This window comes from Streptococcus oralis subsp. oralis, from assembly GCF_002096495.1.
GTDB lineage: Bacteria > Bacillota > Bacilli > Lactobacillales > Streptococcaceae > Streptococcus > Streptococcus oralis_CU.
Genome location: NZ_NCUO01000011.1, coordinates 262,677 through 281,908 on the forward strand (window position 1 = coordinate 262,677; position 19,232 = coordinate 281,908).

Annotated in this window: 21 protein-coding genes; 20 read left to right on the forward strand and 1 reads right to left on the reverse strand. The window is 42.1% G+C overall.

All coding sequences use genetic code 11. The annotated features are described in order from the left end of the window. Entirely contained in the window at positions 1-705 is a 705-nt protein-coding gene (locus tag B7717_RS04890; protein ID WP_033588306.1) for a CD20-like domain-containing protein, read from the reverse strand. 192 nt (positions 706-897) lie between these two features. Between B7717_RS04890 and B7717_RS04895 the strand changes: the two genes are divergently transcribed. From B7717_RS04895 to ilvN, 20 genes are all read left to right on the forward strand, one after another. After that, positions 898-1,359: a MarR family winged helix-turn-helix transcriptional regulator gene (locus B7717_RS04895; protein ID WP_000360520.1), complete on the forward strand. Its 462-nt coding sequence runs from the start codon at positions 898-900 to the stop codon at positions 1,357-1,359. Continuing rightward, entirely contained in the window at positions 1,343-3,112 is a 1,770-nt protein-coding gene (locus B7717_RS04900) for an ABC transporter ATP-binding protein (RefSeq protein ID WP_049477429.1), read from the forward strand. Before B7717_RS04895 ends, B7717_RS04900 begins: the two co-directional genes overlap by 17 nt. Continuing rightward, positions 3,102-4,862, forward strand: a complete 1,761-nt coding sequence (locus B7717_RS04905; RefSeq protein WP_000428387.1) for an ABC transporter ATP-binding protein — start codon at positions 3,102-3,104, stop codon at positions 4,860-4,862. Before B7717_RS04900 ends, B7717_RS04905 begins: the two co-directional genes overlap by 11 nt. Before the next feature lie 97 nt (positions 4,863-4,959). Then, positions 4,960-5,463 (forward strand): phosphatase PAP2 family protein, encoded by a 504-nt coding sequence (locus B7717_RS04910; RefSeq protein ID WP_000800922.1) that lies wholly within the window; start codon positions 4,960-4,962, stop codon positions 5,461-5,463. A 113-nt stretch (positions 5,464-5,576) separates the two neighbouring features. After that, positions 5,577-6,023, forward strand: coding sequence for a LytTR family DNA-binding domain-containing protein (locus B7717_RS04915; protein WP_000776583.1), 447 nt, complete (start codon positions 5,577-5,579; stop codon positions 6,021-6,023). Between the two features lie 5 nt (positions 6,024-6,028). Continuing rightward, a complete protein-coding gene (locus B7717_RS04920) occupies positions 6,029-6,703 on the forward strand; it encodes a LiaF transmembrane domain-containing protein (protein ID WP_049477428.1) in 675 nt (224 codons plus the stop codon). A 104-nt stretch (positions 6,704-6,807) separates the two neighbouring features. Beyond that, a complete protein-coding gene (gene rpmB / locus B7717_RS04925; protein ID WP_001140948.1) occupies positions 6,808-6,996 on the forward strand; it encodes a 50S ribosomal protein L28 in 189 nt (62 codons plus the stop codon). Positions 6,997-7,148: 152 nt separating this feature from the next. After that, complete coding sequence (locus B7717_RS04930) at positions 7,149-7,514, forward strand: Asp23/Gls24 family envelope stress response protein (protein WP_000216438.1); 366 nt, start codon at positions 7,149-7,151, stop codon at positions 7,512-7,514. Positions 7,515-7,516: 2 nt separating this feature from the next. Further along, positions 7,517-9,184, forward strand: a complete 1,668-nt coding sequence (locus B7717_RS04935) for a DAK2 domain-containing protein (protein ID WP_000036689.1) — start codon at positions 7,517-7,519, stop codon at positions 9,182-9,184. A 124-nt stretch (positions 9,185-9,308) separates the two neighbouring features. Continuing rightward, on the forward strand, positions 9,309-9,515 hold the full coding sequence (locus B7717_RS04940; protein WP_071851628.1) for a hypothetical protein: 207 nt from the start codon (positions 9,309-9,311) through the stop codon (positions 9,513-9,515). Continuing rightward, on the forward strand, positions 9,512-9,706 hold the full coding sequence (locus B7717_RS04945) for a hypothetical protein (RefSeq protein ID WP_000709165.1): 195 nt from the start codon (positions 9,512-9,514) through the stop codon (positions 9,704-9,706). The genes B7717_RS04940 and B7717_RS04945 overlap by 4 nt, the downstream gene beginning before the upstream one ends. Continuing rightward, a complete protein-coding gene (locus tag B7717_RS04950) occupies positions 9,693-10,568 on the forward strand; it encodes an ABC transporter ATP-binding protein (RefSeq protein ID WP_084944305.1) in 876 nt (291 codons plus the stop codon). Before B7717_RS04945 ends, B7717_RS04950 begins: the two co-directional genes overlap by 14 nt. A gap of 12 nt (positions 10,569-10,580) precedes the next feature. Continuing rightward, positions 10,581-11,315, forward strand: a complete 735-nt coding sequence (locus B7717_RS04955) for an ABC transporter permease (RefSeq protein WP_000794226.1) — start codon at positions 10,581-10,583, stop codon at positions 11,313-11,315. 4 nt (positions 11,316-11,319) lie between these two features. Further along, positions 11,320-12,417: a sensor histidine kinase gene (locus B7717_RS04960; RefSeq protein ID WP_049490811.1), complete on the forward strand. Its 1,098-nt coding sequence runs from the start codon at positions 11,320-11,322 to the stop codon at positions 12,415-12,417. Between the two features lies 1 nt (position 12,418). After that, positions 12,419-13,018, forward strand: a complete 600-nt coding sequence (locus B7717_RS04965) for a response regulator transcription factor (protein ID WP_000772059.1) — start codon at positions 12,419-12,421, stop codon at positions 13,016-13,018. Positions 13,019-13,336: 318 nt separating this feature from the next. Then, on the forward strand, positions 13,337-13,753 hold the full coding sequence (gene rpsL, locus B7717_RS04975) for a 30S ribosomal protein S12 (protein ID WP_001142333.1): 417 nt from the start codon (positions 13,337-13,339) through the stop codon (positions 13,751-13,753). 19 nt (positions 13,754-13,772) lie between these two features. Further along, on the forward strand, positions 13,773-14,243 hold the full coding sequence (rpsG, locus tag B7717_RS04980) for a 30S ribosomal protein S7 (RefSeq protein WP_004250722.1): 471 nt from the start codon (positions 13,773-13,775) through the stop codon (positions 14,241-14,243). A gap of 330 nt (positions 14,244-14,573) precedes the next feature. Beyond that, positions 14,574-16,655, forward strand: coding sequence for an elongation factor G (gene fusA, locus B7717_RS04985; RefSeq protein ID WP_000090339.1), 2,082 nt, complete (start codon positions 14,574-14,576; stop codon positions 16,653-16,655). A gap of 323 nt (positions 16,656-16,978) precedes the next feature. Beyond that, positions 16,979-18,679 (forward strand): acetolactate synthase large subunit, encoded by a 1,701-nt coding sequence (locus tag B7717_RS04990; RefSeq protein WP_000411746.1) that lies wholly within the window; start codon positions 16,979-16,981, stop codon positions 18,677-18,679. After that, a complete protein-coding gene (ilvN, locus tag B7717_RS04995) occupies positions 18,672-19,148 on the forward strand; it encodes an acetolactate synthase small subunit (RefSeq protein WP_001253813.1) in 477 nt (158 codons plus the stop codon). The genes B7717_RS04990 and ilvN overlap by 8 nt, the downstream gene beginning before the upstream one ends. Positions 19,149-19,232 lie beyond the last annotated feature (84 nt).

Below are 19,232 nucleotides of genomic sequence, written 5' to 3' on the forward strand. Positions count from 1 at the left end.
TTAAACTCTGGTTTCAGAATCGTTTTGTTTCTTGCTTTTTTCTAGACCTAGACCGACTGCATGTTTTTGAACTAGCAAGAGCTGTCCATTGTCTTGTTTTGCAAAAGTTAAGGTAACAGTCTTGATCTTGTCACCAATGGAGATATAGGTGATTTTTCTCGTATCGTACCCTCCGATAGTGGAGTCAAATTCGGAGTCTGGTAGTCCGTGTTTTTTGATAATATCCTTGTAGTTGGTACCCCCTTTTCCTTTGTTGTCAAGGTCACCTTCGATTAAGGCGTCGAACTGTTCTTGGGTCCAGGTGAAGGTATCGTCTTCTTCCTCCTCTGGGATGGAATAGGCGCTATCATCTGTCAAGTCGCTTTCTTCTTCGCGTTCCATTGAGGAACTTGCCTCTCTATAGGAACGGTTAAACTCCCTGGCAAAATCTTTGTAGATATTAGCGTACAGTATCTGGGTCGTAAAGAAAAGTACAATAGAAGCAATTGACAGAGCTGTTCCAATAATGGCCATTGTTTTTCGTTTTTTGAGGTTGACGATAAGGCCGATAATCCCCAAGATAAATGCGACAATGGCGATGAAAAACGATAGATAGTTAATAAATGGAATCCAAGATCCTAAAAGTGCGATGGCTCCAAAAATGGTTGCCAAGATTCCTAAAACTCTTTGTTCTTCTGGTTTCATTTGAACGTTTTCTCCCTTCATCGAGTGAATGGATTTCTATCCACAGTAGTTAGTGCTTATTATAGAAAAAATATTGCCTAATGTCAATTTAAACTAAAATAGTTCTCTAGGAAACTTTTTTCTTGACATCATTTCTGAAAATGATAAAATAGTTCTCATGGAAACTTATATAGTTCTTGTGAGAACTATATTTATCGTAAGAAAGGAGCAATCATGGACAAGCCGATGTTAATGTTCAAACGTTTTGGACACCAGGTTCATCTGATGGTACAGAAAGAAGCCAAGCGATGTGGCATTGAATTTATGGGTGGACCGCAAGGGCAGGTTCTGCGTTTTTTAGATCATTGTGAACAAAAAGAGGAACTGGTCTTGATTAAGGATATCGAGCAGGAACTCAATATTAGCAAATCTGTGGCGAGTAATCTAGTCAAGCGCATGGTACAAAATGGTTTGGTCGAGTTAGAGGCGAGCCCGAGCGATAAGCGGGCAAAATTTGTTCGCCTGACGGAGAAATCGCGTTCGCAGATGCAAAAAGTTAAAGCTTTTTTTGATCGGATTGATCAAAGTCTGCTAGAGGGGGTTTCAAAGTCAGACTTGGCAATCTTTGAAAAGGTACTCGGGCAATTGCAAGAAAATGTTGAGAAGATAGGAGGAGAGAATGAAGAAACTCGCTAAACGTATTACAGGAAAAGAGTGGGGAATGATCGCCCTTACGATTCTTTTCACTTGTTTCTCGGTCTATCTCGAGTTAGAGGTGCCGACTTATATTTCGCAAATTACAGAATTACTGGGAACGTCTGGAACGCAATTGGGTGAACTCTGGTCACCAGCTGCGAAGATGATTGGTTTGTCTTTATTGGCTTTCTTTTCATCTGTTATGGTTGGTTTCTTTGCCGCTCACGTTGCAGCATCCTATACAACCCATCTACGTAGAGACGTATTTCATCGCGTTTTGGATTTTTCACAGACAGAGATCAAACGTTTTTCAATCCCAAGTCTTTTGACTCGGACGACCAATGATATTACCCAGGTACAGATGCTCTTTACCATGGGCTTGCAAGTGGTTACTCGTGGGCCAATTATGGCTATCTGGGCCATTGGAAAAATCCTTGGGAAATCGGAATACTGGCTCTGGGCAGTCGTTGTGGCTGTTATTGTCAACGTCTTGATGACCACCGTTCTCATGACTCTGGCCTTTCCAAAACAATCGGTCATCCAAAAATTGACAGATAAACTCAATAGTATCACTCGTGAAAGTTTGACGGGGATTCGAGTTGTTCGTGCATACAATGCGGAAGATTACCAAGATAAGAAATTTGAAGCAGCCAACGATGAGGTAACACGTCTTAATCTCTTTGTCAATCGATTGATGGCGATTATGAACCCGATCATGATGGCGATTTCCAGTGGATTAAGTTTAGCCATTTACTGGATTGGTGCCTATATCATCAACGATGCAAGTTTGACAGAACGTCTGCCACTCTTTAGTGATATGGTGGTCTTCATGTCCTATGCTATGCAGGTCGTGATGGGCTTCCTTCTCATGGGAGCACTCTTTATCGTTCTTCCTCGTACCTTGGTTTCGGCAGGACGTATCAATCAAGTATTGGATCTGCATTCTTCTATTGAAAATCCTAGTCATGCACAGACAGCGGATCCTTCAGTTCAAGGACAAGTGGAATTCCGTGATGTGACTTTCCGCTACTCTAAAAACTCTGAAGCAGTCGTGGAACATGTCACTTTCAAAGCAGAAGCGGGTCAAACCGTAGCCTTCATCGGATCGACTGGATCAGGTAAGTCCACCCTAGTCAACCTCTTGCCACGTTTTTACGATGTTTCAGATGGACAAATCCTAGTTGATGGTGTCAATGTACAGAATTATGATTTAGAAGACTTGCGTAATAAGGTCGGTTATATTCCACAAAAAGCTGTACTTTTTTCTGGAGATGTCAAGGGGAACTTGGACTTTGGTAAGAGCAAAGAAACTCCTCTAAGCGAAGCTGCTATGTGGCAAGACTTGGAATTGGCCCAGTCTAAATGCTTCATCGAAGACAAGGAAGCAGGTCTTGCATCAGAAGTGGCTCAAGGCGGAACCAACTTCTCAGGTGGACAAAGACAGCGTCTGGCCATTGCGCGTGCCTTGGCTCGTAAACCAGAGGTTCTCATCTTTGATGACTCTTTCTCAGCCTTGGACTACAAGACAGATCGTGTCCTTCGCCAAGAGCTAGCTAAGAAAACAAAATCCATGACCAAGCTCATCGTAGCGCAACGGATTTCTACCATTATGGACGCCGACCTGATCTTGGTTTTGGATCAAGGTAAAGTCGTGGGACAAGGCACCCACAAGGAACTTCTTGCAACCAACGAAGTCTACCAAGAAATTGCCTACTCACAACTATCGAAGGAGGAATTGGAACATGGAAAATAAAAAAGTTTCGGTCTGGAAACAGTGCAAACCTTATATGGCGGGCCTCCAACTCCCTCTCCTAATAGCAGTTGTGGCTGCGGTCATTTCAAGCATCATTACCGTTTATGGTCCAACTAAGATTAAAGAAATTACTAACTTGATTTCAGATGGCTTGGCTACAGAAATCGACTTGGTAGCTGTGTCAAACATTGCTGGATTTTTGGTTGTTCTGTATGTATTTGGAGCTATCCTTAATTATACACAGGCCTATATCTTTTCAACGAGTATCCAACATTTTTCAAAACGCTTGCGGACGGCTATCGCTGAAAAGATTAATCGTTTGCCACTTGGCTATTTTGACCGTCATTCACAAGGAGATACCCTTTCGCGCGTGACCAATGATGTGGATACAGCAGCGCAATCTCTCAACCAAAGTTTAGGGACAGTTCTTTCAGCTAGTTTCTTGTTGATTGCTGTCTTGGTGACCATGTTTGGGATGAACTGGATTTTGGCATTGGTAACAGTTGTATCAACCCTTGTTGGTTTTGCGGCGGTTTCCGTAATCATGGCCAAGTCACAGGGTTATTTTAAAGCCCAACAAAATAATCTAGCGGCCGTCAATGGTTACGTAGAAGAAATGTACTCTGGCCATAATGTAGTGACCAGCTACAACGCAGTGGACACCTCCAAAGCGAGATTTGCAGGTTTAAACCAGAACTTGCATGATAGTATCTGGAAATCTCAGTTTATTTCTGGTATCATGATGCCAGCCATGTTCTTTGTTGGGAACTTTAGTTATGTCTTAGTCATCATCGTTGGGGCCGCGCTGGCGTTAGAAGGGCATATCAGTATCGGGATTATTGTAGCCTTTATGGTTTACGTACGGACCTTCTCCCAACCTCTGTCACAGATTGCCCAAGGGATTACGAGCTTGCAACAAGCGAGTGCAGCCATGACTCGTGTATTAGAATTTCTAGCTGAAGCTGAGATGCAGGATGAATCTCATAAGGAAAGACAATTGGCCCATATGAAAGGGGAAGTAGTCTTTGATCATGTGTCCTTTGGCTATACACCAGAGCGCACCATTATCCATGACTTTTCTGCGACAGCTCATGCAGGTCAGAAGGTTGCTATCGTTGGACCGACTGGGGCTGGGAAGACAACCATTGTCAATCTTTTGATGAAGTTCTATGAGATAGATAAGGGAAGTATCCGCATCGATGGCGTGGATACTAAGGACATGAAACGCTCAGAAGTACACGATGCCTTTTCAATGGTCTTGCAGGACACTTGGCTCTTTGAAGGAACGATTCGAGAGAACCTGATCTATAATCAGACAGACATCAGTGATGAACGAATGATGGAAGCCAGCAAGGCTGTGGGAATCCACCACTTTATCATGACCTTGCCAGATGGCTACGATACTGTTTTGGATGACACTGTGACCTTGTCTGTTGGGCAAAAACAACTCTTGACCATTGCTCGTGCACTTCTTAAGGATGCACCACTCTTGATTTTGGATGAAGCGACATCTTCAGTCGACACACGTACAGAGGAGTTGATTCAAAAAGCCATGGACCGTTTGATGGAAGGCAGAACTTCCTTTGTCATCGCCCACCGCTTGTCAACGATTCGTAATGCAGATTTGATTCTTGTCATGAAAGATGGAAATATCATCGAGCAAGGCAATCACGAGGAGCTGATGGCGCAAGGTGGCTTTTATGCGGATCTCTACAATAGTCAATTTACAGAAGACGAAGCAGAAGAATAAATCTAAAGAAGGCTTGACGGCCTTCTTTTTCTGCACTATACTAGAAGACAAACGTCTCACCTGTAGACGAAAACAAGGTAATGAATGAGAAGTATAAATGAAAAATTATCAAGAATGGTATCAAAATATCAGCTCCAGACTCACCAGCCATCCCACTCTTTTATTTCTGTTACGCAGTTTCAATCGTTTGATGACAGTCGCCATGCCTCTGGTCTACCTGGCCTTGCTAGTCACCACTTACCTGCAACTAGGACTTGGTCAGCAAGTTGGGGTTTATTTGCTTGTCCCTGCCTCAGGTTTTGTGATTTTGTCTCTTTTTCGTAAGAAAATCAACCACCCGCGACCTTATGAAACTTGGGATATCTGTCCCCTTCTTGATAAGGATAGTTCGGGACGGTCGATGCCCAGTCGCCATGTCTTTTCGGCAACTATCATCTCCATGGCCTGTCTGCATGCTAGTCTACCTGTTGGCTTAGCATGCTTGATTTTTTCAGCTTTGCTGGGACTGGTGAGGGTTTTAGGGGGGGTTCATTATCCCAAGGATGTCTTGGTTGGCTATGCTTGTGGTCTGGTGTGGGGATTCCTTTTCTTCTTATTTTGACATGTAAGTTAAGCTAGTCCTACAACCACTTACTGCTTCAAATTGACCACTTGCTTTTTTGCCCTTGTATTCCTAACTTAGCTTTGATATAGTAGAGTCAGAAAGGAGATGTGATGAAGTTACGAATTGAGATTGACGGCAATTTAGAGGAGACTGAAATTGTCATCAAGACCCCTGCTTTGACAGATGAAATTGCAGATTTGCAACGGCTCTTGCAAGAGTCAAAGGCTCCGAGGTTGACTTTTTACAAGGGGACAGGTGAATATTATCTAGACCTTTCAGAAATTCTCTTCTTTGAAACAGAAGGGAGCAAGATTTACGCTCATACCCAGAAGGAAGCCTATGAGGTTCGCCTCAAGCTCTATGAGTTGGAGTCTATCTTGCCTCGCTATTTTAGCCGAGTATCCAAGTCGACTATCGCAAACATTCGTCAGATTTACTCAGTGGACAAGTCCTTTTCAGGAACGGGGACCATTTCCTTTTATCAGACGCACAAGGAGGTTCATGTCTCACGACATTACCAATCCCTCCTAAAAGAAAATCTAAGAAACATGAGGTAAAAAACATGAAAAAGAAAGCATTTGGTATTGTTTTATTGGTTTTAGCAGCTTGGATCTTGCTGCAAGGAAATTTTGGCATTCCTTCTTTGGATGGTAAGATATGGCCTTTGATTGGTATCGCCTTTTTTGCTTACCAATCAGTTGAAGCTTTGCTTCGTCGTCATCTAACATCAGCAGTTTTTACCGCTCTAGTAGCCTTAATGATTGCGAATCATTTTTATAACATTTTTCCTATTCCAAACCAGTCTTTGTTTTGGGCTAGTATCTTAGCAGTGCTAGGAATTGGCTATCTGACGCATTCAAGTAAGTTTTGGTACGGCAAAAAATGGTGGTACAACAGTGAGCGAACAGTCATCACAGATAAGGAAGTCGCTTTTGGTAGTGGAACCTTTTATAAACAAGATCAAGATCTCGTAGATGACCAAGTGGAAGTCGCTTTTGGGGATGCTAAAATCTACTATGATAATGCAGAGATGCTAGGTGATTTTGCAACTCTGAATATCGAAGTGGCTTTTGGTAATGCAACAGTCTATGTTCCGCAACACTGGCGTGTCGATTTGAAAGTAGAAACCTCCTTTGGTGCAGCTAAGGCAGATTCTCCTGTAGCGCCAACAAACAAAACCTTGATTATCCGTGGGGAAGTTGCTTTTGGTAAACTTGGAGTTGTTTACGTTAAATAAAAAAATAGTTTAGGCCCTTGATAAATTCAAGAAAGTGTGATAACATAGTACGGTATGTGGTGCTAGCACATCCGCTATATTAGATCTAATAGGAGGAAAACACAATGGCTAAAGTATGTTACTTTACAGGTCGTAAGACTGTATCAGGAAACAACCGTTCACACGCGATGAACCAAACTAAACGTGCCGTAAAACCAAACCTTCAAAAAGTTACTGTTCTTATCGATGGTAAACCTAAAAAAGTTTGGGCTTCAGCTCGTGCTTTGAAATCAGGTAAAGTTGAACGCGTTTAATAAAAATGAAAAGACCTAACTGGTCTTTTTCTTTTGCTCTAAGGATAAAACCATTTGAAAAATAGAGTAAATATCCGCCGATACAGCATTCTGCTTTTACACTTGGGCTGAAATATGATAAAATAGAGTATCAACTAGTTGAGGTAAAAAAAATGACTGTAAAAATTAATACAAAAGATGGTCAAATCGAACTGACAGATGAAGTGATTGCAACCGTAGTAGGTGGTGCCGCAACTGAGATTTTTGGTGTGGTCGGTATGGCTAGTAAAAATGCCCTTAAAGACAATTTCCAAGCCCTTCTTGGTAAGGAAAATTATTCTAAGGGTGTTGTCGTGAAGGCAGCCGAGGATGGTAGCATTGCAGTTGATGTTTATACCGTATTGAGCTACGGAGTAAAGATAAGCGAAGTGTCAAAAAACATTCAAGAGCGTGTTCGTTTTAGTTTAGAAAATCAACTAGGAATTACTGCTCAGACTGTGAATGTCTACATTCAAAATATCAAAGTTGTAGGAGAATAATCGTGTCAAAAATTACTACCAGTTTATTCCAAGAGATGGTGCAAGCTGCATCAACTCGTTTGAATAAGCAAGCAGAATATGTCAATTCATTGAACGTCTTTCCAGTTCCAGATGGAGATACTGGGACAAACATGGGAATGACCATTGAAAATGGTGCGAAAGAAGTAGCAGACAAGCCTGCTTCTACAGTTGGAGAAGTAGCGAGCATTCTTGCTAAAGGGCTCTTGATGGGTGCGCGTGGGAACTCAGGGGTTATCACTTCTCAGCTCTTCCGTGGCTTCTCTCAGGCTATCAAGGAAAAAGATGAATTAACAGGTCAAGACTTGGCTCTTGCCTTCCAATCCGGTGTCGAAGTAGCTTATAAAGCGGTTATGAAACCAGTTGAAGGAACAATTTTGACTGTATCACGTGGCGCTGCCATCGGTGCTAAGAAAAAAGCAGAGCAGACCGATGATGCCGTTGAGGTTATGCGTGCAGCCTTGGAAGGCGCGAAAGCAGCTTTGGCTAAGACACCAGAAATGCTTCCAGTCCTTAAGGAAGTTGGTGTGGTAGACTCAGGTGGTCAAGGTTTGGTCTTTATCTATGAAGGATTCCTTTCAGCTCTTACTGGTGAATACAGTGCTTCTGAAGACTTTGTAGCGACTCCTGCTAACATGAGTGAAATGATCAATGCAGAGCACCACAAGTCTGTAGCAGGGCATGTGGCAACTGAGGACATTACCTTTGGTTACTGTACAGAGATCATGGTAGCCCTCAAACAAGGTCCAACTTATTCTAAGGACTTTGACTACGATGAATTCCGTAACTACTTGAATGACTTAGGTGATTCTCTACTTGTTGTCAACGATGATGAAATCGTCAAAGTTCACGTCCATACAGAAGATCCAGGTCTTGTCATGCAAGAAGGTCTCAAATATGGTAGCTTGATCAAGGTAAAAGTGGACAACATGCGTAACCAACACGAGGCGCAAGTTGAAAAAGAAGCAACTCAAGGAAGCAAGCCTGCTGAAACAAAAGAGTATGCTCTTATCGCAGTAGTAGCTGGTCAAGGTTTAGCAGATATCTTCCGTGCCCAAGGTGTGGATTATGTTATCGAAGGTGGTCAGACGATGAACCCTTCAACAGAAGACTTTATCAAGGCTGTTGAACAGGTCAATGCTCGCAACATTATCTTCTTGCCAAACAACAAAAATATCTTTATGGCAGCTCAGTCTGCGGCTGAAGTGCTTGAACAACCTGCTGTTGTGGTAGAAGCGCGTACAATTCCTCAAGGGTTGACCAGCCTTCTTGCCTTTGACCCAAGCAAATCAATCGAAGAAAACAAAGAACGCATGACTGCAGCCCTTGGTGATGTTATCAGCGGTAGTGTAACAACAGCCGTTCGTGATACAACTATCGATGGATTAACAATTCATGAAAATGATAATCTTGGTATGGTAGATGGGAAAATCCTCGTGTCAAACCCTGATATGCACCAAACCTTGACTGAAACTTTGAAACATATGTTGGACGAAGACAGTGAAATCGTGACTTTCTATGTCGGTGAAGACGGAAGCGAAGAACTTGCCAATGAAATTGCCCAAGAAATCGCAGAAGAATTTGAAGATGTTGAAGTAGAGATTCACCAAGGTCAACAACCCGTATATCCATATCTTTTCAGTGTGGAATAAAAATTTAATAGATAAAAAAGAAAGTTGATTTTACAGCTTTCTTTTTTTATGACATTTGTCATATTTCCTAGTGACAGAAGCATCTAGCTCCGCCAACTTCAAAAGACTATAATTGAAGTATGAAATGGAGGAAGAAGAAATGAAAAATAAAATGATTGTCGCAGTGAGTTTAGTAGCAGCAGGAGTTATGACCTATCTCATGTTTTCAGGATTGGACGAGGGTTTCTATCATTTTCCTTGGGAGCTCTTTGCTGGCTTTGGAATGATGTCTTGGCTTGTCAGAGAAGGTTTGAAATTAGTCAGAGATGTGAAAAAGGAGTTTGAGGGATGAAAAAAGCAATTATCTATTTCTTTATCGGCCTGTCACTCTTGGTATGGTTAGTGGAAATGTTTACTGGTTGGTTTGACCAAACCTTGCTTCGGCAATTCATTCGTGGTGCTTGGGGTTTTGGATTTATGATTTTCGTTGTTTTCCCTATGGGAATGAAGTGGTTGAAAGGAGAATCTCATGACTGTGATTAAAGTTGAGAAATTGAGTAAGAAAATAAAAGACAAGGAGATCTTGCGGAACATCTCCTTTGAAATCAACGATGGTGAATGTGTCGCCTTGATCGGACCTAACGGAGCAGGTAAGACGACCTTGATTGATTGCCTCTTGGGCGACAAGTTCGTGAGCTCAGGTCAGATAGCTATTCAAGGCTTTGCACCAACAAATCCTCGATTAAAGCAGCTTATTTCTATCTTACCTCAAGAAAATACGGTGGTTCAAGACTTGAAAGTGAAAGAACTCTTATCCTTCTTTCAATCAATCTATCCAAACAGTCTCTCCAATCAAGAAATTGATGACTTGCTGAGATTTTCGGACAAACAGAAAAATCAGCTAGCGGGCAAGTTGTCTGGTGGGCAAAAACGTTTGTTCTCTTTCGTGTTGGCACTAATAGGTCGTCCGAAAATTCTATTTTTGGACGAACCAACTGCTGCCATGGATACCTCGACACGTCAGCATTTTTGGGAAATTGTCAATCAGTTAAAGAAAAATGGTGTCACCATTGTCTACTCTTCTCACTATATCGAAGAGGTAGAACATACGGCTGACCGCATTTTGGTCCTCCACAAGGGTGAATTGATCCGGGATACGACACCTTATGCCATGCGTGGTGAAGAACAAGAAAAACATTTTACGGTACCACTAACTTATCAGGAAGTTATCAGCACTTTGGACCAGATTCAAGGGCTTGAAATCAAGCAAAATGCTCTTTCCTTCACAACCAAAGAAGCCAGCCAGGTATGGAAAGTCTTGCAAGAACAGGGCTGCATGATCGAAGAAATTGAAGTTCGCAATCGAACTCTCTTAGACAGTATCTTCGAAACGACTCAAGATTAAAGGAGATTGATGATGAAAAATATGACAAGTCTCATGAAAGTGGAAATCATTCTGATGAAACGGCAAGCCGTCTACTATTTGCTATCCATCGGACTTCCAAGTGTGTTTTACCTTATCTTTTCTGGTATGATGTCAGGGTCAGATATTCCAGAAATTGCTCTTCAAGCCTATCTTTTTGCCATGACGCTCTTTAGTATCATGTCAAGTGCTTTTTTCAGTATCCCAAGCACACTCGAGTCTGATAAGACAAACAACTGGCAAAAATTGATTCAACATTCTCCCGTATCTATGGTAGAATATTATGTATCAAAACTGTTCAGTACCCTACTGACTTTCTTGTTATCAATTACAGTTGTCTTTTCAGTTGGTCATTTTGTCCGTGGAGTGACTCTGCCTTGGCTTGACTGGATGGTAATTGGTGCTATTTTGCTGATCGGAAGCGTGGTCTTTATCAGCATGGGGGTCTTGGTGAGCTTGCTACCCAGTGCTCAACTGATGACGGTTGTTGGAAATATTGCCTATATTGCTTTGGCTGTTCTAGGTGGACTGTGGTTCCCCTTGGATTCCTTCCCAGAATGGCTCCAATCTATTGGAAAGCTGACTCCAACCTATCAACTGATGCAGGTCGTCTCTACTTATTTGGAACACCATGAATTTAATATTCTTGCTGCCTTGGTTGTGCTAGGCTATACAGTTTTCTTTGGTGTACTGGTAATCCAGCTGAAAAAAAGGATTGAGGTAAAATAAATCTATGTTGGAAAAATTTAAAAACATTCATTATATGTTTCATATTTCAATTGTGTTTATCATCTTTCCTATAGCGGGTGTCATCGTTGGAGATTACCCGCTTTTAACCTTGCTATGGACCCTACTATTTGTCCTAGCTTTCTACTCGGTTTTAGTCAACCAAAATCGCACTGTGCTGTGGATGGCTTGGTGGATCATGCTTGCCTACATTTTTTATACATCGGTTTGGCTGAGTTCGGGTTTCACCTGGTTTATCTTCTATTTATCCAATCTCCTTATTTATGAGCTGGATGAGATTTCTTTTCACTCTTGGCGTTTTGTCAGTTTTGTTGTCTTGCAACCGTTCATTCTGACCGGAATCTATATGGTCAATCATGTTAGTCCCTGGCAGCTACTCTTTTTCTTGGTGACCTTTATCTTTTCCGATGCAATGACCTTTGGTCTTTATCGAATTCGATTGTCGGAGGACATAAAAGAAGAAAAGATGAAACAAAATGCCAAGCTCAATCTTTTCTTGGCCGAAAACGAACGCAGTCGTATCGGTCAGGATCTTCATGACAGTCTAGGCCATACCTTTGCCATGTTGAGTGTGAAGACGGACCTTGCCCTACAACTTCTTCAAATGCAGGCCTATCCACAGGTGGAAAAGGAATTAAGAGAAATACAGCAAATTAGCAAAGAATCAATGCGTGAAGTTCGTACAATTATCGAAAATCTTAAAACCAGAACCCTTGCTTCCGAATTTGCGACTGTTAAAAAAATGCTGGAAATTGCAGGAATTGAGACAGAAATCAATCACCAACTAGATACAGCTAGCTTAACTCAGGAATTAGAATCAACAGCTTCCATGATTTTGCTTGAGTTAGTGACCAATATCATCAAACACGCCAAAGCGTCTAAAGCCTACTTAAAATTAGAACGGACAGAGAAAGAACTCATTTTAACAGTCAGAGATGATGGCTGTGGCTTTGCTTCTCTAAAAGGGGATGAACTCCATACCGTTCGAGACCGTGTCCTTCCTTTTTCAGGAGAAGTAAAGGTGATCAGTCAGAAACATCCGACTGAAGTGCAGGTTCGGCTACCTTATAAGGAGAGAAACTAAGATGAAATTACTTGTTGCAGAAGATCAAAGTATGTTGCGAGATGCTATGTGCCAGTTGCTTACCTTTCAACCAGATGTAGATTCTGTCCTACAAGCCAAGGATGGCCAAGAAGCAATCCAACTTTTAGAAAAAGAGTCTGTCGATATCGCCATTCTTGACGTAGAAATGCCTGTTAAGACAGGCCTCGAAGTCTTGGAGTGGATACGAGCAGAAAAGCTAGAAACAAAGGTGGTTGTGGTGACAACCTTCAAGCGCCCTGGCTATTTTGAACGCGCGATTAAGGCTGGAGTGGATGCCTATGTCTTGAAAGAAAGAAGCATTGCAGACCTCATGCAAACCTTGCACACTGTTCTCGAAGGGCGCAAGGAGTATTCACCTGAATTGATGGAAGTGGTTATGACCCATCCCAATCCGTTGACAGAACAAGAGATTGCTGTCTTAAAGGGAATCGCTCAGGGTTTATCCAACCAAGAAATTGCAGACCAACTCTATCTATCAAATGGAACCGTCCGAAACTATGTCACCAATATTCTTTCGAAACTAGATGCTGGTAATCGAACAGAGGCAGCCAACATTGCAACAGAATCTGGTTGGCTTTGATAAGAAGGGTTAAAAAATTCCAAAACAATAGCTTGAGTTGAAAGAAATCCATACTAAAATGTAGGAGGTAAATCGCCTCCTTTTCTGGTTTAGAAAAGCGGTGAAAGCTAGTGTCAAAGAGTTAAAAGATCGGAATAAAAACGAAAAAAATATTGACAAGGAAAGAAAAAATGTGTTACAATAATAGACGGTACTTTTTACTTTTGGTCTCTCAAAAGTGTACAGGGACGTGCTGACAAATGTTGCAAAAGTACACACAGATGGTAGCTGTCACCAAGTGTATCATCACCAAAAATAAAAAAACACAGGAGAATGTAGATGCCTACAATTAACCAATTGGTTCGCAAACCGCGTAAATCAAAAGTAGAAAAATCTAAATCACCAGCTTTGAACGTTGGTTACAACAGTCATAAAAAAGTTCAAACAAACGTTTCTTCACCACAAAAACGTGGTGTTGCAACTCGTGTGGGAACAATGACACCTAAAAAACCTAACTCTGCCCTTCGTAAATTCGCTCGTGTACGTTTGAGCAACCTTATCGAAGTTACTGCCTACATCCCAGGTATCGGACACAACTTGCAAGAGCACAGCGTGGTGCTTCTTCGTGGTGGACGTGTAAAAGACCTTCCAGGGGTACGTTACCATATCGTCCGTGGTGCACTTGATACTGCAGGTGTTAACGATCGTAAACAAGGCCGTTCTAAATACGGTACTAAACGTCCGAAAAAAGCATAAGGAAAGGGGATAAAGAGAAATGAGTCGTAAAAATAGAGCTCCAAAACGTGAAGTATTGCCAGATCCGCTTTACAATTCACAATTAGTTACTCGTCTTATCAACCGCGTTATGCTTGACGGTAAACGTGGTACAGCTGCTTCAATCGTTTACGGTGCTTTTGAGCAAATCAAAGAAGCTACTGGTAACGATGCACTTGAAGTATTTGAAACAGCTATGGAAAACATCATGCCTGTACTTGAAGTACGTGCACGTCGTGTTGGTGGATCTAACTACCAAGTCCCAGTTGAAGTTCGTCCAGAACGTCGTACAACACTTGGACTTCGTTGGTTGGTAACAATCGCTCGCCTTCGTGGTGAACACACAATGCAAGACCGTCTTGCAAAAGAAATCTTGGATGCTGCGAACAACACTGGTGCAGCAGTTAAGAAACGTGAAGACACTCACCGTATGGCTGAAGCTAACCGTGCCTTCGCACACTTCCGTTGGTAAGAATAAGATACTAAGGGCGTTAAAAAAGCGACTGAAAATTAGGAAGCTTGACGCAGAATCAAAGATTCTAGGAAAGCTTATCTATTTTCCGAGCTTTTAGCCCGAGTTCAATTGAGTTCAAATCAGCTAACTTGAGCTTTTAGCCCGAGTTCAATTGAGTTCAAATCAGCTAACTTGAGCTTTTAGCCCGAGTTCAATTCAACTTGTCTACAAGTTGAAACCAACAAAAACAAGATAAACATTGAGAACGGGTAGGTCCTGCCTATCCGTTTTTATTAAAATCGTGTTATAATAGAATAGAAATTAAAATAAATAGGAGAAACAAACCTCATGGCACGCGAATTTTCACTTGAAAAAACTCGTAATATCGGTATCATGGCTCACGTCGATGCCGGTAAAACAACAACTACTGAGCGTATTCTTTACTACACTGGTAAAATCCACAAAATTGGTGAAACTCACGAAGGTGCGTCACAAATGGACTGGATGGAGCAAGAGCAAGAACGTGGTATCACTATCACATCTGCTGCGACAACAGCTCAATGGAACAACCACCGCGTAAACATCATCGACACACCAGGACACGTGGACTTCACAATCGAAGTACAACGTTCTCTTCGTGTATTGGACGGTGCGGTTACTGTTCTTGACTCACAATCAGGTGTTGAGCCTCAAACTGAAACAGTTTGGCGTCAAGCGACTGAGTACGGAGTTCCACGTATCGTATTTGCCAACAAAATGGACAAAATCGGTGCTGACTTCCTTTACTCAGTAAGCACACTTCACGATCGTCTTCAAGCAAACGCACACCCAATCCAATTGCCAATCGGTGCTGAAGATGACTTCCGCGGTATCATCGACTTGATCAAGATGAAAGCTGAAATCTATACTAACGACCTTGGAACAGATATCCTTGAAGAAGATATTCCAGCTGAATACCTTGACCAAGCTCAAGAATACCGTGAAAAATTGGTGGAAGCAGTTGCTGAAACTGATGAAGACTTGATGATGAAATACCTTGAAGGTGAAGAAATCACTAACGAAGAATTGAAAGCTGCTATCCGTAAAGCAACTATCAATGTTGAATTCTTCCCAGTATTGTGTGGTTCTGCCTTCAAGAACAAGGGTGTTCAATTGATGCTTGATGCGGTTATCGACTACCTTCCAAGCCCACTTGATATCCCAGCAATCAAAGGTATCAACCCAGATACAGATGAAGAAGAAACTCGTCCAGCATCTGACGAAGAGCCATTCGCAGCTCTTGCCTTCAAGATCATGACTGACCCATTCGTAGGTCGTTTGACATTCTTCCGTGTATACTCAGGTGTTCTCCAATCAGGTTCTTACGTATTGAACACTTCTAAAGGTAAACGTGAACGTATCGGACGTATCCTTCAAATGCACGCTAACAGCCGTCAAGAAATTGACACTGTTTACTCAGGTGATATCGCTGCTGCCGTTGGTTTGAAAGATACTACAACTGGTGACTCATTGACAGATGAAAAAGCTAAAATCATCCTTGAGTCAATCAACGTTCCAGAACCAGTTATCCAATTGATGGTTGAGCCAAAATCTAAAGCGGACCAAGACAAGATGGGTATCGCCCTTCAAAAATTGGCTGAAGAAGATCCAACATTCCGCGTTGAAACAAACGTTGAAACTGGTGAAACAGTTATCTCAGGTATGGGTGAACTTCACCTTGACGTCCTTGTTGACCGTATGCGTCGTGAGTTCAAAGTTGAAGCGAACGTAGGTGCTCCTCAAGTATCTTATCGTGAAACATTCCGCGCTTCTACTCAAGCACGTGGATTCTTCAAACGTCAGTCTGGTGGTAAAGGTCAATTCGGTGATGTATGGATTGAATTTACTCCAAACGAAGAAGGTAAAGGATTCGAATTCGAAAACGCAATCGTCGGTGGTGTGGTTCCTCGTGAATTTATCCCAGCGGTTGAAAAAGGTTTGGTAGAATCTATGGCTAACGGTGTTCTTGCAGGTTACCCAATGGTTGACGTTAAAGCTAAACTTTACGATGGTTCATACCACGATGTCGACTCATCTGAAACTGCCTTCAAGATCGCGGCTTCACTTGCTCTTAAAGAAGCTGCTAAATCAGCACAACCAGCTATCCTTGAGCCAATGATGCTTGTAACCATCACTGTTCCAGAAGAAAACCTTGGTGATGTTATGGGTCACGTGACTGCTCGTCGTGGACGTGTAGATGGTATGGAAGCACACGGTAACAGCCAAATCGTTCGTGCTTACGTTCCACTTGCTGAAATGTTCGGTTACGCAACAGTTCTTCGTTCTGCATCACAAGGACGTGGTACCTTCATGATGGTATTTGACCACTACGAAGATGTACCTAAGTCAGTACAAGAAGAAATCATTAAGAAAAATAAAGGTGAAGACTAATCAGTCCTCACTCTAGAAGGAAGTCACTTAGTGGCTTCCTTTTTTTATCTTTAACTATTCATTTTTGCTGAATATAGTATACGAATTTGATCGCTAAGTTAGAAAAATACTAATTCTACCAAGAAAGAAAATATTCTAATTTGATAAATTAAAGTAAATAAAGGTTCCTAATTCCGTAGAAAAGTTAATAAAAATGAGCAAAAGATTCATAAATACACTTTTAGATAGAAAATTCAGAAAATTGACTCTTTTGCCTTGAAAATTTTTGAAAAAATGGTATGATAGTAACAAGCTATTTTTTTAAGAGAAGAGAAAGGGGAACAATGGAGAAAATCAGTTTAGAATCTCCTAAGACGGGGTCGGACCTAGTTTTGGAAACACTTCGGGACTTAGGGATTGATACCATTTTTGGTTATCCTGGTGGTGCGGTCTTACCTTTGTATGATGCGATATACAATTTTAAAGGTATTCGCCACATCTTAGGACGCCATGAGCAAGGTTGTTTGCACGAAGCTGAAGGATATGCCAAATCAACTGGAAAGTTGGGCGTTGCCGTCGTCACGAGTGGGCCGGGAGCAACAAATGCCATTACAGGGATTGCAGATGCCATGAGCGATAGCGTTCCCCTTTTGGTCTTTACAGGTCAGGTTGCGCGAGCTGGGATTGGGAAAGATGCCTTTCAGGAAGCAGACATCGTGGGGATTACCATGCCCATTACCAAGTACAATTACCAAGTTCGTGAGACAGCAGATATTCCTCGTATCATTACGGAAGCTGTCCATATCGCAACGACAGGTCGTCCAGGTCCTGTTGTGATTGACTTGCCAAAGGATGTATCAGCTCTAGAGACAGATTTCATCTATTCACCAGAGGTGAATTTACCAAGTTACCAACCGACGCTTGATCCGAATGACATGCAAATCAAGAAAATCTTGAAGCAATTGTCAAAAGCCAAGAAACCTGTTTTGTTAGCAGGCGGTGGTATCAGCTATGCGGAAGCTTCTAAGGAGCTCAATGAATTTGCTGAACGTTACCAAATTCCAGTAGTCACTAGTCTTTTGGGGCAAGGTACCATTGCAACGAGTCATCCGCTCTTCCTAGGGATGGGAGGCATGCACGGTTCTTTCGCAGCTAACATTGCAATGACGGAAGCGGACTTTATGATTAGTATTGGTTGCCGTTTCGATGACCGCTTGACTGGGAACCCTAAGACCTTCGCGAAGAATGCTAAGGTTGCCCATATCGATGTTGACCCAGCTGAGATTGGTAAGATTATCAGTGCAGATATTCCTGTAGTGGGGGATGCTAAGAAAGCCTTGCAGATGCTGCTCGCAGAACCAACTGTTCATAACAATACTGAAAAGTGGATTGAAAAAGTCACCAAGGACAAGAATCGAGTTCGTTCTTATGATAAGAAAGAACGTGTGGTTCAACCTCAGGCCGTTATTGAACGCATCGGTAAGTTGACAAATGGGGATGCCATTGTTGTCACAGACGTAGGGCAACACCAAATGTGGACAGCTCAGTATTATCCTTACCAAAATGAGCGTCAGTTAGTCACTTCAGGTGGCTTGGGTACCATGGGGTTCGGAGTTCCTGCAGCTATTGGAGCCAAGATTGCCAATCCAGAAAAAGAAGTTATCCTTTTTGTCGGTGATGGTGGCTTCCAAATGACTAACCAGGAACTAGCTATCCTAAACATCTACAAGGTGCCGATTAAGGTTGTCATGTTGAATAACCACTCACTAGGAATGGTTCGTCAGTGGCAGGAATCCTTCTATGAGGGTAGAACTTCCGAGTCAGTCTTTGATACACTTCCTGACTTCCAGCTGATGGCACAGGCCTACGGCATCAAAAACTATAAATTTGATAATCCAGAGACGATAGAGAAGGATCTAGAAGTCATTCTGGAGGATGTGCCCATGTTTATCGAGGTGGATATTTCTCGTAAGGAACAGGTATTACCGATGGTACCAGCTGGTAAGAGCAATCATGAGATGTTGGGGGTGCAGTTCCATGCGTAGAATGTTAACAGCTAGATTACAAAACCGTTCAGGAGTTTTGAATCGTTTTACAGGTGTCCTTTCTCGTCGTCAAGTCAATATTGAGAGTATCTCAGTTGGTGCGACAGAGAACCCCAATGTATCTCGCATCACCATCATTATTGATGTAGCTTCTCATGATGAAGTAGAGCAAATCATTAAACAGCTCAATCGTCAGATTGATGTGATTCGCATTCGAGATATCACAGATAAACCACACTTGGAAAGAGAAGTTATCTTGGTAAAAGTATCTGCTCCTGCTGAGAAGCGTGCAGAAATCTTGGCCATTATCCAACCTTTCCGTGCAACGGTAGTAGATGTGGCTCCAAGCTCAATCACCATCCAGATGACGGGAAATGCTGAAAAGAGTGAAGCTTTATTGCGAGTGATTCGACCATACGGCATTAAAAATATCGCTCGTACGGGTGCAACTGGATTTACCCGCGACTAATACTTTTTGATTTTCAATGAGTATAAAAAATAACTTAAATTTGTTAAACCAGCCTATAAGGCAATAAAAATAGAAAAGAGAGAA